General features: G+C 30.1%; 13 protein-coding genes and 2 pseudogenes. 14 read left to right on the plus strand and 1 reads right to left on the minus strand.

The genetic code is table 11. From position 1 onward, the window contains the following. Window positions 1–126: 126 nt before the first annotated feature. From KQH81_RS02210 to KQH81_RS02230, 5 genes are all read left to right on the plus strand, one after another. Window positions 127–1,029, plus strand: coding sequence for a hypothetical protein (locus tag KQH81_RS02210; protein WP_027639359.1), 903 nt, complete (start codon window positions 127–129; stop codon window positions 1,027–1,029). Between the two features lie 103 nt (window positions 1,030–1,132). After that, entirely contained in the window at window positions 1,133–1,954 is an 822-nt protein-coding gene (locus KQH81_RS02215; protein ID WP_230028781.1) for a PH domain-containing protein, read from the plus strand. Between the two features lie 279 nt (window positions 1,955–2,233). Then, window positions 2,234–2,998 (plus strand): hypothetical protein, encoded by a 765-nt coding sequence (locus KQH81_RS02220; protein ID WP_230028783.1) that lies wholly within the window; start codon window positions 2,234–2,236, stop codon window positions 2,996–2,998. A 36-nt stretch (window positions 2,999–3,034) separates the two neighbouring features. Then, a complete protein-coding gene (locus KQH81_RS02225; RefSeq protein ID WP_027639356.1) occupies window positions 3,035–3,400 on the plus strand; it encodes a ribosomal maturation YjgA family protein in 366 nt (121 codons plus the stop codon). Between the two features lie 19 nt (window positions 3,401–3,419). Then, window positions 3,420–3,722 carry a Dabb family protein gene (locus tag KQH81_RS02230; RefSeq protein ID WP_027639355.1) on the plus strand — a complete coding sequence of 101 codons (303 nt, stop codon included), beginning with the start codon at window positions 3,420–3,422 and terminating at the stop codon, window positions 3,720–3,722. A gap of 93 nt (window positions 3,723–3,815) precedes the next feature. Here KQH81_RS02230 and KQH81_RS02235 read toward each other — a convergent pair whose 3' ends face one another. Then, complete coding sequence (locus KQH81_RS02235) at window positions 3,816–4,634, minus strand: MerR family transcriptional regulator (protein ID WP_027639354.1); 819 nt, start codon at window positions 4,632–4,634, stop codon at window positions 3,816–3,818. Window positions 4,635–4,755: 121 nt separating this feature from the next. Here KQH81_RS02235 and KQH81_RS02240 point away from each other — a divergent pair. The 9 genes and pseudogenes from KQH81_RS02240 to KQH81_RS02280 all read left to right on the plus strand — a co-directional run bounded on the left by KQH81_RS02240 (window position 4,756) and on the right by KQH81_RS02280 (window position 14,068). Next, window positions 4,756–5,379: pseudogene (locus KQH81_RS02240) on the plus strand (YitT family protein). Between the two features lie 441 nt (window positions 5,380–5,820). After that, window positions 5,821–6,027: pseudogene (locus KQH81_RS17580) on the plus strand (ATP-binding cassette domain-containing protein); the annotation flags it as partial. 79 nt (window positions 6,028–6,106) lie between these two features. Further along, complete coding sequence (locus KQH81_RS02250) at window positions 6,107–7,093, plus strand: hypothetical protein (RefSeq protein WP_027639353.1); 987 nt, start codon at window positions 6,107–6,109, stop codon at window positions 7,091–7,093. Window positions 7,094–7,110: 17 nt separating this feature from the next. Then, a complete protein-coding gene (locus tag KQH81_RS02255; RefSeq protein ID WP_027639352.1) occupies window positions 7,111–7,380 on the plus strand; it encodes a helix-turn-helix domain-containing protein in 270 nt (89 codons plus the stop codon). A 142-nt stretch (window positions 7,381–7,522) separates the two neighbouring features. Continuing rightward, window positions 7,523–9,682, plus strand: a complete 2,160-nt coding sequence (locus KQH81_RS02260; protein ID WP_035770982.1) for a YhgE/Pip domain-containing protein — start codon at window positions 7,523–7,525, stop codon at window positions 9,680–9,682. 10 nt (window positions 9,683–9,692) lie between these two features. Further along, on the plus strand, window positions 9,693–11,849 hold the full coding sequence (locus tag KQH81_RS02265) for a YhgE/Pip domain-containing protein (RefSeq protein ID WP_027639350.1): 2,157 nt from the start codon (window positions 9,693–9,695) through the stop codon (window positions 11,847–11,849). A 36-nt stretch (window positions 11,850–11,885) separates the two neighbouring features. Beyond that, entirely contained in the window at window positions 11,886–12,296 is a 411-nt protein-coding gene (locus KQH81_RS02270) for a YjdF family protein (protein WP_027639349.1), read from the plus strand. Window positions 12,297–12,435: 139 nt separating this feature from the next. Further along, the gene (locus KQH81_RS02275; protein WP_074846104.1) at window positions 12,436–12,765 is read left to right on the plus strand and encodes a PadR family transcriptional regulator; all 330 of its coding nucleotides are present in this window, start codon (window positions 12,436–12,438) and stop codon (window positions 12,763–12,765) included. Further along, the gene (locus KQH81_RS02280) at window positions 12,752–14,068 is read left to right on the plus strand and encodes a DUF2812 domain-containing protein (RefSeq protein WP_081670339.1); all 1,317 of its coding nucleotides are present in this window, start codon (window positions 12,752–12,754) and stop codon (window positions 14,066–14,068) included. Before KQH81_RS02275 ends, KQH81_RS02280 begins: the two co-directional genes overlap by 14 nt. Window positions 14,069–14,098: the final 30 nt, after the last annotated feature.

The raw sequence follows: 14,098 nt of genomic DNA on the forward strand, positions 1-14,098 counted from the left end.
ACCTTATTAATGACTAATACTAAATTTTACATTTGCAAATCTTTGTAAGTAAAAATATAGAAATATTTATTTGTAGTGATAAACTTACACTAATGGTATAATTATGTAAATGGGGTGAGGGGAGCTATGAGTAAAAACAATAAAATACTAAAAATATCGCTTACGTTAATAATGTTATCATTAATAATAGTCATAATGTTAATCGGTAAGCTAAGACTAGAAAAGCCTGTATTTTTAATAAATTATTGTGAAATTGGTACTTATGAAATTGGAGACAAATATTCTTTAGGGGAAGAGAGATTTAAATTAAAATATATTTCTAACGTAGATGATACACGGCGTGTCGTTAGAATAACCTTTAAAGAAGCTCCAGACATAGATTTTTTTGCAACAGAGTATAATAGATGGAGTAATGTAATTGGATCTATAGATGAAAATTCTAATGTGAATAAGTATGGAAGGTATGGAATTCATACAGTAAATGTGACATGCCATTCTTTTAATTATGAGGATTACTCTGAAGAACTTGTACTAAGCGAGGCTACGGTTGAATTTGATGATGGATTAAAAATGGATGTGGATTTAGGAAAAATAGTTTTATACAAAGAAAAAAATAATCCTGTAGCTCTAGAGCACTTCAGTGCACAAACTTCAGATAACATAGGCTCTATTGCATTTACAGTAAATGAAGATGTAAAGATAGAAAAGATAGAATCACCTTTAATAGAAGAAGCATCAAAAATATTTGATTTCAATATCAAGTTGACCCCATGGGGAGAAAGCAAAGAGAAGGAATATGAAAAAGGGAAAACTATAAAAAAAGACTCTATAATAATATGTTCATCTAATTATAAGTCTAGTGAAGATATATTAGAAGATTATAAAGTATATGATATAAAACCTAAAATATGGTTTATAAATGACTATGATGATAGATATAGCTGGAGGTACTACGAAATGTCAAACCACCATAGAAAATATACTTATTATGGATTATATAAATATCTAAAAGCTAGAGGGGAGATATAATTGTGGGTGATGGATATAAAAATAAAAAATTTTCATATAATTTGAAATTGTGTTATTATAAAGAAGATAGAAATTAATGTTCTTAATATAAGGGGGAAAAGTTATGGCAATTGATAATAATATGAATTTAACATTTAAATCTGCATTTCAAAAAACATGGACTTTATTAAGTGACAGATTAATCTATGATGGCAAAGAGATATTATTTACAGAAATAAAAGATGTAAAAATAATGGGTAAAGTAACTATAGCTACAAATGGAATCATACAACTTATAGTAGGAAATAAACCTATAAATTTAGTATACACAAAGAAGAATCAAAATGCTGGGGAAATAGCTATAGAGTATTTATGTAAAAATTATGGAAATAAAGAAGATAGGGGATCTAGAAAAACATTAAGTGAAGTTCAAACTGAAATAGATAACTTACCATTTAAAGATAATTTAAAATCTCTAAAAGACGAGATTAAGGAATTACCATTTATACTTTTAGGTGATGAAAATATCAAAGCTATGACAAGCGGCTTAACAAATGGAAGCCCTTGGCTTATGGTATGTACTAATAAACGTGTATTGCACATAGATAAAAAGAGAAATCGTGAATTGCAAACAACAGATATTCCTTTAGACAGAATTAATAGTATATCTTATTCTAAAAAAGGAATATTCGGTAAAATATCTATTACAGATGGAGCAACTCCAAGAGAAATAGAAAATGTATCACTTATAACAATGAATTCTTTTATTGATACTGTAAATAAAGAGAAAGAATTAAATAAAGAAGCTAAAATGAATCCTACAACTCAAGTAATTAATAACGTGTCTACTGCAGATGAATTGATGAAATATAAGCAGTTAATGGACATGGGTGTATTGACACCAGAAGAGTTTGAGGTAAAGAAAAAAGAACTTTTAGGTTTATAAATTATAGAGTATTTAGTGTATGTGGGATAAAAAATTATTTCCACATACACTATTTATTTTTATAAATGAACTTAAAGATTAATTGAACATATTTGTAGTGCGGTACTTTTTAAAATCGAAAAACGGCATTAAATAACCTCATTAGAAGAATGGAGGATATAATTACCGTTCAACTAATTTATCAGAACTGATATAATAGTGACAAAACAAAAGAAAAAGAATATATTGTTTTTGGTGGAAAAAATATATTACTAATTTATAATATGGAGACAATGAATTATGGAACATTATAAGATTTTATGTGTTGATGAAAAGGCATCAATGGAAGAGGTAACGAGAGCATACAAAAGTAAAGTAAACCAATTTAAAGAAGAGATAAATAATGAAAAAAGAGCAAATGCATTTATAAAAGTATTTGATGAAGCTTATGAGGCAATAAAGACAGAAAGGGAACAAAATCAGTATAAGCACAATTCAGATGTGAATAGCTATGAAGATAATTACTCAAAGAAGAATTTAAAAAATAGCGCTAATGAAGATGAATTTCATGATTTTGAAGATGATGAATATGAGAAAGAAAACAGGAGAAGTTCATCAAAGAATTCATCAAGAAAAAAACAGAAAAATAATAAGAAAAAATCTTCAACTAGCAAAAATAAAGATGGAGAAAAAAATAGAAGAGATAAGAATAAAAAAACATCAGCTAAGGATAGGAAAGAATCATCTACAGCAGGCACAGTAACCCAAATGATATTGAAAGTTTTAGCAATACCGGTGATAATTATATTATCTATAATAATATTTTTGTGCAAGATAATAAGTTTAATATCGTGGATTGCATCAAAGGTTATAATAGTAGCGGCAATAGCTATATCAGCAATTCATGGATATCAAATTTATATTGGACAACCTATGCGCTATGAGATATTTGCAATAAGTGCTGTAGCTTTTATAGTTTCTTTATTTTTACCAAGTATATTAAAAATAGTTCCATCTACATTAGGAAGTGTAAATGATAGGTTAAAAAGATTTGTTTTTAAATAGATTACTTAAAGAAAATATAAACTTATAGGAGAAAATATGAAGATAAATTTCAAATATCTAAAAGCTTTTATTATTGTATTTTTTATTGAAGTATTTATAGCACTTTTCATACATGACAGAATTATTAGACCTTACATTGGGGATATTCTAGTAATTGTGCTACTATATACTTTAGTAAAAAGCTTTTGTAAAAGAGAAATAAAACTTTTACCAGTGTATTTATTTGTTTTTGCAGCCTTTGTTGAAGTAATGCAATTCTTTAATATTGTAAAGGTGCTAGGATTAGAGAATAATAAAGTACTTTCCATTATTATTGGAAGTACCTTTGATATAAAGGATATTTTATGTTATTTAGCCGGTAGCATAATTTTATTAATATGGGATAATAGAAGGAATCAATAAATTTAAGGGGGAGAATTCCATGATAAAGCATATAGTAATGTGGAAACTAAAGGATTTTAGCAATGGAAATGATAAGAATCAAAATGCTCAAATAATAAAGGAGCGTTTAGAAAAATTACCTGAAATTATAGAAGAGGTAAGTTTTTTAGAAGTTGGGATAGACATAAGCAATACAAGCAGTTCTTATGATGTTGTCTTATGTTCTGAGTTTGAAAGTGAAGAAAAGCTTAAAGCCTATGCAACTCATCCTGAACACCTTAAGGTAGTAGAGTTTATTACAGAGGTAAAAGAAGAACGTATAGTTGTTGATTATATTGTTTAGAGTTTAAAGGTAAAAGAAAGAGGGACAATCCTAGTTGGGGACTGTCCCTTTTGATTTTAATTAAAGATATTGAAACTGAGAATTTTGATTGAATTAAACTTTTTCAACGAGAATTTGTATTTCGGTAACATAATCATCACTTTCTTTAGAAGTTAAGCTGTCAAGGATGCAGTATTCATAGGAATAGCCTTGAGGTCTATAGCCGGCAGCTGAAATTTCATTTAATAATTTTTTGTAAGATTCCCCTATAGAGGGGTAAGTGCCTATGTGATATATAGAAGCATAGGTACCTTTAATTTTTTTGTGGATTTTTATATTAGCTAGCTTTGATTCTAAAGGAATAAAAGCATAGTGAGCTGAGGTGTAATCATCAGATAATATATTCCCCACAGGAACCATAGCACCTATTTGATAATAGTGTGGATAATTAAACTTATCAGCTTTATTAAGAAGAATTTTTAGTGCTATATCAAGATGAAGAAGGTCTTGAGGATCCCCAACTTTTTCTATGGCTAGGTATTCCGTTTCATTGCAAAACATAAAAGAAACATTCTTTTTATTCTTTGAAAAATCCTCTAAAGTTCTAACTTTTCTTTCTAGACGTTTATTTATAAGTTTTAGATTCTTAATTTTATTTTTAATTTCTTTTTGCTGGTCTTGCATAAGAGAAATTGCACTTTCGCTGTTTCGATTCTCCATAAACTCGCGTATAGCTTTTAAAGGTAGTCCCATTTCTTTTAATATCAGAATACTATCTAGAACCTCAAGTTGATCGGCAGTATAGTATCTATATCCGTTTATTGGGTCTATGTTTTTGGGCTTGAAGATTCCTTCCTTATCGTAAAATATTAAGGTCTGTTTTGAAATGTTATTAAGCTTTGCCATTTCACCTACAGTAAAGCGTGTATTCATATAGAAATTCTCCTTATTACACAAATTTTTATTTTGAGAAAATCATAGGAAAGATCTGTTGACAATATAGTTACTATATCCTTTATACTTGAAAGTGTCAATGATAGAAAGGAGTTTTAAGATGTTATTACAAAAGGCAAATACGAAAATAATAAAAAAACAATACTGTCTTTTGCTATTGGGAGCTGCTATCTTATCTTTTGGCCTATACAATATTCATAGCCAAAGTAATATTACCGAAGGCGGAATTTTAGGAATGACATTGTTTATAAAACATTGGATTGGCATTTCACCTGGTATAACTGGATTGTGAATGGATGCTATCTGTTATTTCTTTGCATACAAGCTTTTAGGTAAGACATTTTTAAAGAATGCAATTTTTGCTAGCTTTGGATTCTCTATGTTTTACAATATTTATGAGTACTTTGGATATGTTCTTCCAAGTTTAGATGGCTATCCTATATCAGCAGCGGTTTTAGGTGGACTAATTGTAGGGCTAGGTGTTGGAATAATTCTTAAGGCTGGAGGGGCTTCAGGAGGGGATGATGCCTTAGCGCTAATCATCTCAAAGTTAAGCAAATGTAAGATTTCAAAGGCATATTTTCTTGCTGATTTTGTAGTATTGATGCTTTCTTTAACTTATATTTCAGTAGACAAGATAATTTGTTCTCTTCTCTCGGTATCTATTTCGTCTTACGTAGTTGGAAAGATTCACGCTTCAAAAGATAAGGTAGCGGTAGTTTAGATATGTACATTAAAAGATAGAGTAGTTTTCTTAGCGTCAGTTAAAATTAGTAACTGACGCTAAGTTTTTTATATTTAAAGTTAAATGGGTTAGGAGTTCTTTCTATGAAGAGTAAGATTAAATATTTTTCTTCATAAAGTAACGATTATGTTCTTTAGGACAGTCAGCAGATCTGCACAACTATAGTAAGACATGAAACAATTTGTTCAGAGCTAATTAGAGAATTAATTTGAATTCATGTTTTATTTATTGTTGTGCCTTATTTACAAAGTAAGATGTAGATAGGAGCAATGATTTATGAGATATGAAAAAGCGCAGGATATCCTTCCAGAGGAAATTTTACATCACCTACTTTTTATTGAGCATAATTGATACAGAAATGTTTATGAACTTGTTACTATTTCATGGATCATGGTAAGTTAGAATAGATGAAACATTAAATCCATAGAATCAAGGATAAATGGAATATCTTCAGGTCTGGGATTTAAAGAATTATTAGAGAGAAAAACGCAAGAGCTTAGCGGGGGTCAAAGAAGTAAGATTATTTTAGGAAAGCTTTTATTAGAAAAACCTGATATTTTGCTTCTAGATGAACCTACTAATCATCTAAATATTGATGCGAAAGAAGAATTAAAAAGTTTGACAATTATGAAAAGAGAGTATAATATTAAATCATAAGTAGTAAGTAGTAAGTAAAAGTAATAAATTTACAAAAGGAGATATGTGTATGAAAGATTTAAAGTTATCACAATGCTTTTCTCTTATAGCTTTAAATGCACAAGATGCTAAGACTATGACTGTGTCAAAAAAGGTATCGCTAAACTGCATGGCAGCAGCAGTTATTTTAGAAGCTTATTTAGAGGGATGCTTAAGAGAAAGTCAAGGACAATTAATATTGGATAAAAGTATATTTAATAATCAGAATACAATGCTATATACGGAAACTGTTTTTAAATCAATCTTAAAAATGGAAGAGGATAAAGGCAATTTTTCATGGTGGCTTACTAAAGCAGCAAATTTATCGCAAAAAGATTTAGCGAATTTAGAAAAGACTATGGTAGATTCTTTAGAGGGGGAGGAGCTTATTGAGGAGATACCAAATCTTTTAGGATGTGATTTGTATTATGACAGTATGGATGTAGATATGAAGGAATACAGAACTAAAAGTGAAGTTTATACTAGAATTATTGAAAGCATACGCGCGGAGATTTTAGAGGAAGGACCAGTAAGCGATGAAACTATTTTTATGCTTTGGCTTTTACGTGAGAGTGCATGTTTTCAAGAGGTTTTCTCTAACAAAGAATTAGAAGAGATTGTGGTGAAGATGAATGAGCTGTCTGAAAAAGTGTATTTGGCAAAAATACTTTTTAAAATAAATATATATCATGGCTTGGAAATAGCCATAAAGAAATTTTTGAGAGCAAAGAAGAATGCAATGAAGACACCAACTGGAATAGGGTTAAACTTTGTATTTCCTTGGCTTGAACGTTCGCAATCTGTTTTTATAGATACAGAAGAGTGGTTTTCGAATCCTAAGCAGAGATTAGAGGCAGTTACGTCACGTCTAGCTAAAGGGGGGCACAGGTATGAAGTAATGAGAGGGGAAAAGATAGTTCTCATTAAAATTGATAATATACTTTATGAAGCCATTCCTACGTCCACAGGAGGAAGAACGACTATTCATGGAGTACGACTTAGAAGATATCCTAATTAGAGGAGTTGTATTAAAAGATGTCAAGACAAAGATCTATGGAAAAAATTCTTGAGTCAGAATATGTGTCCATTGGTGAGTTGGTAAGACTTACGAATTCAAGATATAGCACTTTAAAATTTTATACTGAAGAAGGTATGCTGCCTTTTAATCAAGAGGAAGAAAATTTGACTAGGCGATTTCCAAGAGAAAGAGCAATGGAGAGAATTGAAGAGATAAAAATTTTGAAAAGGCAGGGACATAGGATTGATGAAATAAAGAAAATCCTAATGGATAAAGATAATATTTAAATTCAATAATAAGTAATATAAAAAATGACTGGTAAGTATAAAAATTCACATAAAATCCATAAGTTTGACTTTAAATTAAGGCAGAAAACTGTTAACATATGGTATGTTGAAGTCATTAGTATTAATTTAGGATGTGACAAAAGTGAAAAATATTCTTAAAATTTTTAAAAGAGATGTAGTAAGCACAGCTAAAAATCCAATAGCTTTAATTGTTGTACTTGCAATATGTATTATTCCAGCGCTCTATGCATGGATAAACATAAAAGCCTGTTGGGACCCCTATAGTAATACAAGCACAATACCAGTAGCTATAGTAAATGAGGACAAGGGTACAAAATTTTTAGGAAATCAGATGAACGTCGGTGAAGAAGTTATTAGTAACTTAGAAGAAAACAAAAGTATAGGTTGGGATTTTGTAAGTTTAAAAAAAGGAGATATGGGACTTGTAGATGGAGCTTATTATGCAATGATCGTAATTCCTGAAGATTTTTCGGATAATATTACAAGTTTAACTTCAAATAGCCCTAAAAAACCTCAGATAATTTATAAGGTAAACTCCAAAGCAACACCTGTAGTTGGAAAAATAACTGAAGTTGCACAGGAAAAAATAGTTGGAGAAATCACAACCAACTTTATCTCTACTGTAAATAAGACAGTTTTTGAAAAAGTTAATATAGTTGGAGAAGATTTAGAGTCAAAAAGAAACGAATTGGTGGAGCTTAGAAAAGGGATTATTTATGCCAATAAACATCTAGATGAAATAGAAAATGCTTTAGATAATGGAAGCTTAGAAGCAGAGGCACTAAATAGTTATTTGGTAGAATTAAAGACAAGCATACCTCAAATGACAGATGGAATTCAAAGCCTTGAAAACAGCACTACTAATGCTGCTAATCTAGGTGAAACGGTACAGCAAACTTTAAATCAATCCTTTAACAACATAAGGATAATTCTTAATGATTTAAAGGTAGAGTCCATGGAAAATCATTCATTAGTACAAGATATTAATGAAAGTAGTAGCGAGGAAATTAAATCTAATATTACCAATGACATGATAAAAATAGAAGGTAGATTAAATGTAGCCATAACAAGCTCTGATTCCATAATTAAATATTTAGAGAGCTTAAATAAAACAGCTAATAATGAAGAAATTGCAAAGCTTATTTTATCATTAAGAAATTTAGAGGAGACTTTAAATAAGGAAAAGGATAATTTATCAAAACTAGAAAAGTACCTTCTAGAAACAAATAATATTAATAGTGAAGTGATAGCCTTATTAAATGATTTAACAAATAAGTCTGTCCAAGAAAGTACAGATATTTTATTAGATTATGATAATAATGCAAGACCTCAACTTAATAGTATTTCCAAGGAGCTAATAAGTTCCACTAAGGATGCCGCTGAAATATTAAAAACATCAGAGGGATTGTCTATACAGATTAATAACATGCTTTCCCTTGGAATAGAAGGATCAAATTTGGCAGGAACTATAACAAAGGATTTAAGTAATAAATTGAAGGACTTTAAAGGTATAATCTCAGTACTTGGTTCAGCGCTAGAAAAAACAAATGAAGATGATTTAATTGCAATAATAAGCATTCTTCAAAGTGATCCGAATCTTATGGGAAACTATATCTCAAGTCCTATAAACCTAAAGGAAGAACCTGTCTATGGAATACCTAACTATGGATCTGCCATGGCACCTGTTTATTCAGTTTTAGCCCTTTGGGTAGGAGCACTTATGTTAATATCAGTGCTTAAAGTGAATCCAGTTATTATTCCAGAAGGAGATCATTATACTCCAAGGCAGAAGTATTTTGGTAAACTTCTATATTTTGCAGTATTAGGAATGCTACAAGGGTTAATAGTTTCTATTGGAGATATTTTTCTATTACATGTATATACCGTTAATTCATTTTTATTGGTCATGATATCAGTAATAATTGGACTTGCATTTTCAACTATTGTTTATACTTTAATGAGCGTATTTGGAAATTTAGGAAAGGTTGCTGCAATAATATTAATGGTAGTACAACTTGCAGGATCTGGAGGAACTTATCCTATACAGGTAGATCCTTTAATTTTTAGAATTTTCCAGCCTTTTTTTCCGTTCACCTATGCTATAGGAGGATATAGAGAGGCTATTGCTGGTCCTCTTTCATCCAAAGTAGCACTAGATATAGTAGTTCTATTAAGCTATGTTATGATATTTATTCTAATAGGATTCTTCTTGAAAAAGCCATTATATAGTAAAATTAAATATTTTGAGGAAAGCTTTGAGGAATCAGGGGTAGGGGAATAGGAGGAGCACTATGAAGAAGATTTGGTATATATATATAAAAGATTTTAAAAGAATTGTAGAGAATAAAGTTGCTCTAGTAACTGTGCTTATACTTTGCACTATCCCTTCTCTTTATGCATGGATAAATATTAAGGCATGTTGGGATCCATATAGCAATACAGGCAATTTACCTGTCGCAGTTGTCAATGATGACAGAGGTACATCCCTTGAAGGAAAAGATATAAATGTTGGAGCAAAGATTATTGAAGAATTAAAAAAAGATAATTCAATTAGCTGGCAGTTTGTGGATCAGTGGCAGGGGAATTATGGCGTCAATGAAGGGAAATACTATGCATTAATAGAGATTCCAAGTGATTTTTCAAGTTCACTAGCTACATTAGTTACATTAAACCCCAAAAAGCCAGATATAATTTATAGGGCAAATGAAAAAGCAAATGCTATCGCAACAAAAATTACAGCAGTTGTAAAGGACAAACTTACAAAAAAAATCACAACAAATTTTGTGGAAACCGTTAATAAGGAAGCCTTTACATTTTTGAACTCACTAGGAGGAGAACTTCAGACTAATAAAGCTGAAATATTTCAAATTCGAGATGCCATGAATTATACCAGTGAAAATATTGATAAAACTATAAAATTAATAAATGATTCTACTGATCATGCAGTTTCTCTTGAAGATTATTTATACAAAGTAAAAAATACTTTGCCTGTACTTTCAAATCAAATTGAAAATCTGCAAAGTGCAACCGTTAGTGGAAAAGAGTTAATTGGTATTACTCAAAGTGCATTAAATTCTCTACTAACTAATTGCAAAAATAATGTGATGGAAATTCAAGTGATAAACTCAAAAAATCAGATGCTCATAGCAGAACTAAAGAATATCAATAATTCTAGTATTAGAAATCAATTAAAAGAAAAATCATCTGAGTATAGCAGTAATCTAAACAAGATGGACAAGATAAGTAATGGAGCAATGACGTATTCTGGTGTTATCGATTCGCTTAAAAGTGGCAAGGACATCTCTAAGATAGTAAACAAGTTAGATAAGAATAATGAGTTAGTTAAGGCACAGAGAAATATATTAAATTCAATATCTAAAAGTATTGATAGTGGGTCACCTTCAAAAGATATAAACGGATTATTAGATTCCTTATCACAAGTATCAAATGAAGTTACTGCTAATTTAATACAGCTTTCAAACAGTTTTTACTCAGAAGGAGTTTCCGCTGTAAATATTACATCAAATAAGATTATGGATAAATCATCTATGGCAAATAATATTTTAGAGGGTACAAAGATAATTATTCCTCAATTAAATGCATTAGCAAGCTTTGGTATAGCTTCAACTGAAGTAGCAAGTAAGCAGGCTGGAGACACTGCCACTAAGCTACAAAAATTTCAAAGTTCCTTAAATGAATTGAATAACAAGACTAAGGGAATCAATGAAGATAGTATAAATAATATAATATCAATCATGGGGAAAAATCCGGAAAGTATCTCAAACTTTATAGCTTCACCAATAGATGTTAAGGAGGAGGAAGTATATAAGGGAGGGGTATTTGGTGTTGGGATTACACCTTTTTACACTGTTCTAGCAATTTGGGTAGGAGTTCTATTAGCAAGCACTATACTTTCAACGGAATTTAAGGGATTAGAAAATATAGAAGGAGCAACTCTTATCCATGAGCACTTTGGTAAGATGTTGATATTTTTAACAATATCATTAATACAGGGAATAATAATAAGCATCGGAGATGTATTTATACTTGGGGTAGTGCCTGAAAGCCTTGGGTTGTTTATGTTTATGACTATTTTGACCTCTATAGTATTTACAGTTATAATATTTACCCTTGATTCTGTACTAGGGAATGTGGGAAAAGCCATTGCAGTAATTATTATGGTCATTCAAATAGCAGGGGCAGGAGGATTATATCCAATACAAACAAATCCGAAGTTTTTTCAAATTGTAAATCCATATCTACCATTTACCTATTCTATTTTAGGATTTAGAGAAGCTATAGCAGGACCACAAATTCATAATACGGTGGTGGATATTTTGATATTACTTTTATTAGGATTTGGATTCTTTTTGCTAATATTATTTAAGAAACCATTTCATAAATTATTACACTTTTTTCATGGTGAATTTAAAAAGGCAGGATTATAAGGGCTAAGGAATAAAACTCCATAGGATAATATTTAAATTAAACTAACCATATTTTTTGAAGAACCATTTTGGGTTGGTGTGTTTGAAGAGCATGAAGGAAAGAGTTACAGTGTAAGCAAGGTGACTTTTGGAGATGAGCCTAAAGATGAGGAAATTTATGAATTTATATTAACTAAGTATAATAAACTTAAATTTGTCGGGGCTATAATGGAAAAAGAAAATTCATATCTGATAAAAAAAGAAAATCCTAAAAGGCTTCAAAGAAAAATAAAGAGAGAAACTAAAGAACAAGGCATTGGAACAAAGGCTCAGGTAGCTTTAAAAGAGCAGTACGAGAATAATAAACTTGAGAAGAAAAAGCATACTAAGCTTCAGAGGAGTATAGAAGAGGCAGAAAAATTTAAGCTTAAGCAAAGTAAGAGAAAAGAAAAGCATAAAGGACATTAGCTATATGAGAAATACTACAGGATTTTGAAAAACACTGTGGTATTTTTCTTTTTTTATTTAAGACACGTTGACAATATCGTATAACGATATTAGAATTAAAGTATAAATATCGAGTATCGATATTGAAAGGATGATATAAATGCCAAGAGAGCAATTTCAAAATTTGACAGAGCCTATGTACTACATTTTGATGTCTTTAATGAAAGAAAGATGTGGTGTAGATATAATGGAGGCTGTTCTTGAAATTTCTAGAGGCCGTGTGAAGGTTGGACCGGGAACCTTGTACACACTTCTTGGAAAGTTTCAAAAGGAAAATATGATAAGAGAGACAGAAGTAGTAGGAAGAAAAAGGAGTTATATAATCACTGATTATGGAAAAGAGATTTTAAGAGATGAATATAGAAGACTAGAGACTATGGTTGAGGATGGAAAAAGCTTTATGATGGAGGGGTATGATGATTTGGGATAAGAATAAGAAAACTACGTACTTTATGTACCAGCCATATGAGTGTACAGCGGTGGAAGAATATTTAGAGGATATGGCTGAAAAAGGATGGATTTTAGAAAAGATAAATGGATGTCTATTTACTTTTCAAAAGATAGAGCCTAAAAAATTAAAATATTCAGTAGATGCATTTTGCGAAATATCAGTTTTGGATACAGAAGACTCAGATATGGCTATGGACTACAGAGAATACTGCATAGCAGCAGGGTGGAAGTATATATGTCAGGCAGGGAAGATTCAAGTGTTTTATAGGTCGGATGTAGAAAACATTATACCTATTCAAACTGATAATAGAGAAAAGTTTACAGCTATCTTTAAATCATCATTATATAATGTATTTATGAATCTTTTGGTAGCAGTATTATTTGGATTTAATCTGTATTTGCAGTTTTTTCAAGGAACTTTAGAATATAACCTTACTTCAAATTTAAGCTTATTTAGCGGAGTGATGATGCTATCAGTTATAGCTATGAATTTAACATCAGTGATCAGCTTTTTTATATGGGCTATAAGGAGCAAGATTAAGGAAAAGAATGATGAATTTATTCCTTATAATAATTATAAGCAGCTTAAGAGAAAAAATTGCTTAAATAAAATATATCTTGGAATATCTATGCTTGTATTAATATTTGCTGTGTCAAGCACGAATGATATATTAAGTATTATTGCAGTTATGTTTAGCATTAGTTTAATATCAATCTTTGGAGTGATTTTTATAAAGAAATTTATAAATAGAAGGAAATATTCAAAACCTGCTAAGTTTGCAATATCTGTTATAGGAATTTTAATAACCATAATTGTTACTATAAATATAACCATGTTTGGATTGATGATTACAAATAATAGCAATGAAGAAGATTCAGATTTACCACAAAAATCAACTTTTACATTATTAGATTTAGGATATAAAGATGGAAATCCAGAAGAGATATATGAGAGGTATAGTAAAAGTATATTGGCGGAAAACTTGCATTATTCAGGTGGTACAGAGGGCAGACATATTAGCTACGATATGTTAAAAAGTAATTATCAATGGACTATAAAACTTCAAAAAGATAGAATCATAAAAAACATGAAGGGTTACGGCTATGACATTGAATCAGTTTCGTATAAATTTAATCTACCAAAGGATATAGATGTTGACTCCATAGATGGGGGAAGGATATTACTTATATCTTCACCTAATACAATAGTGAAAGTTTTTAACAACTTTGAAGATATGAGCCAATACGATTTTGTGAGAACTATCTATGAAGAGTGCTTTTAAGAAATAGTTTCAAACTATAATTGGACAAGA

Source organism: Clostridium cadaveris, assembly GCF_020911725.1.
Lineage (GTDB): Bacteria > Bacillota > Clostridia > Clostridiales > Clostridiaceae > Clostridium_X > Clostridium_X cadaveris.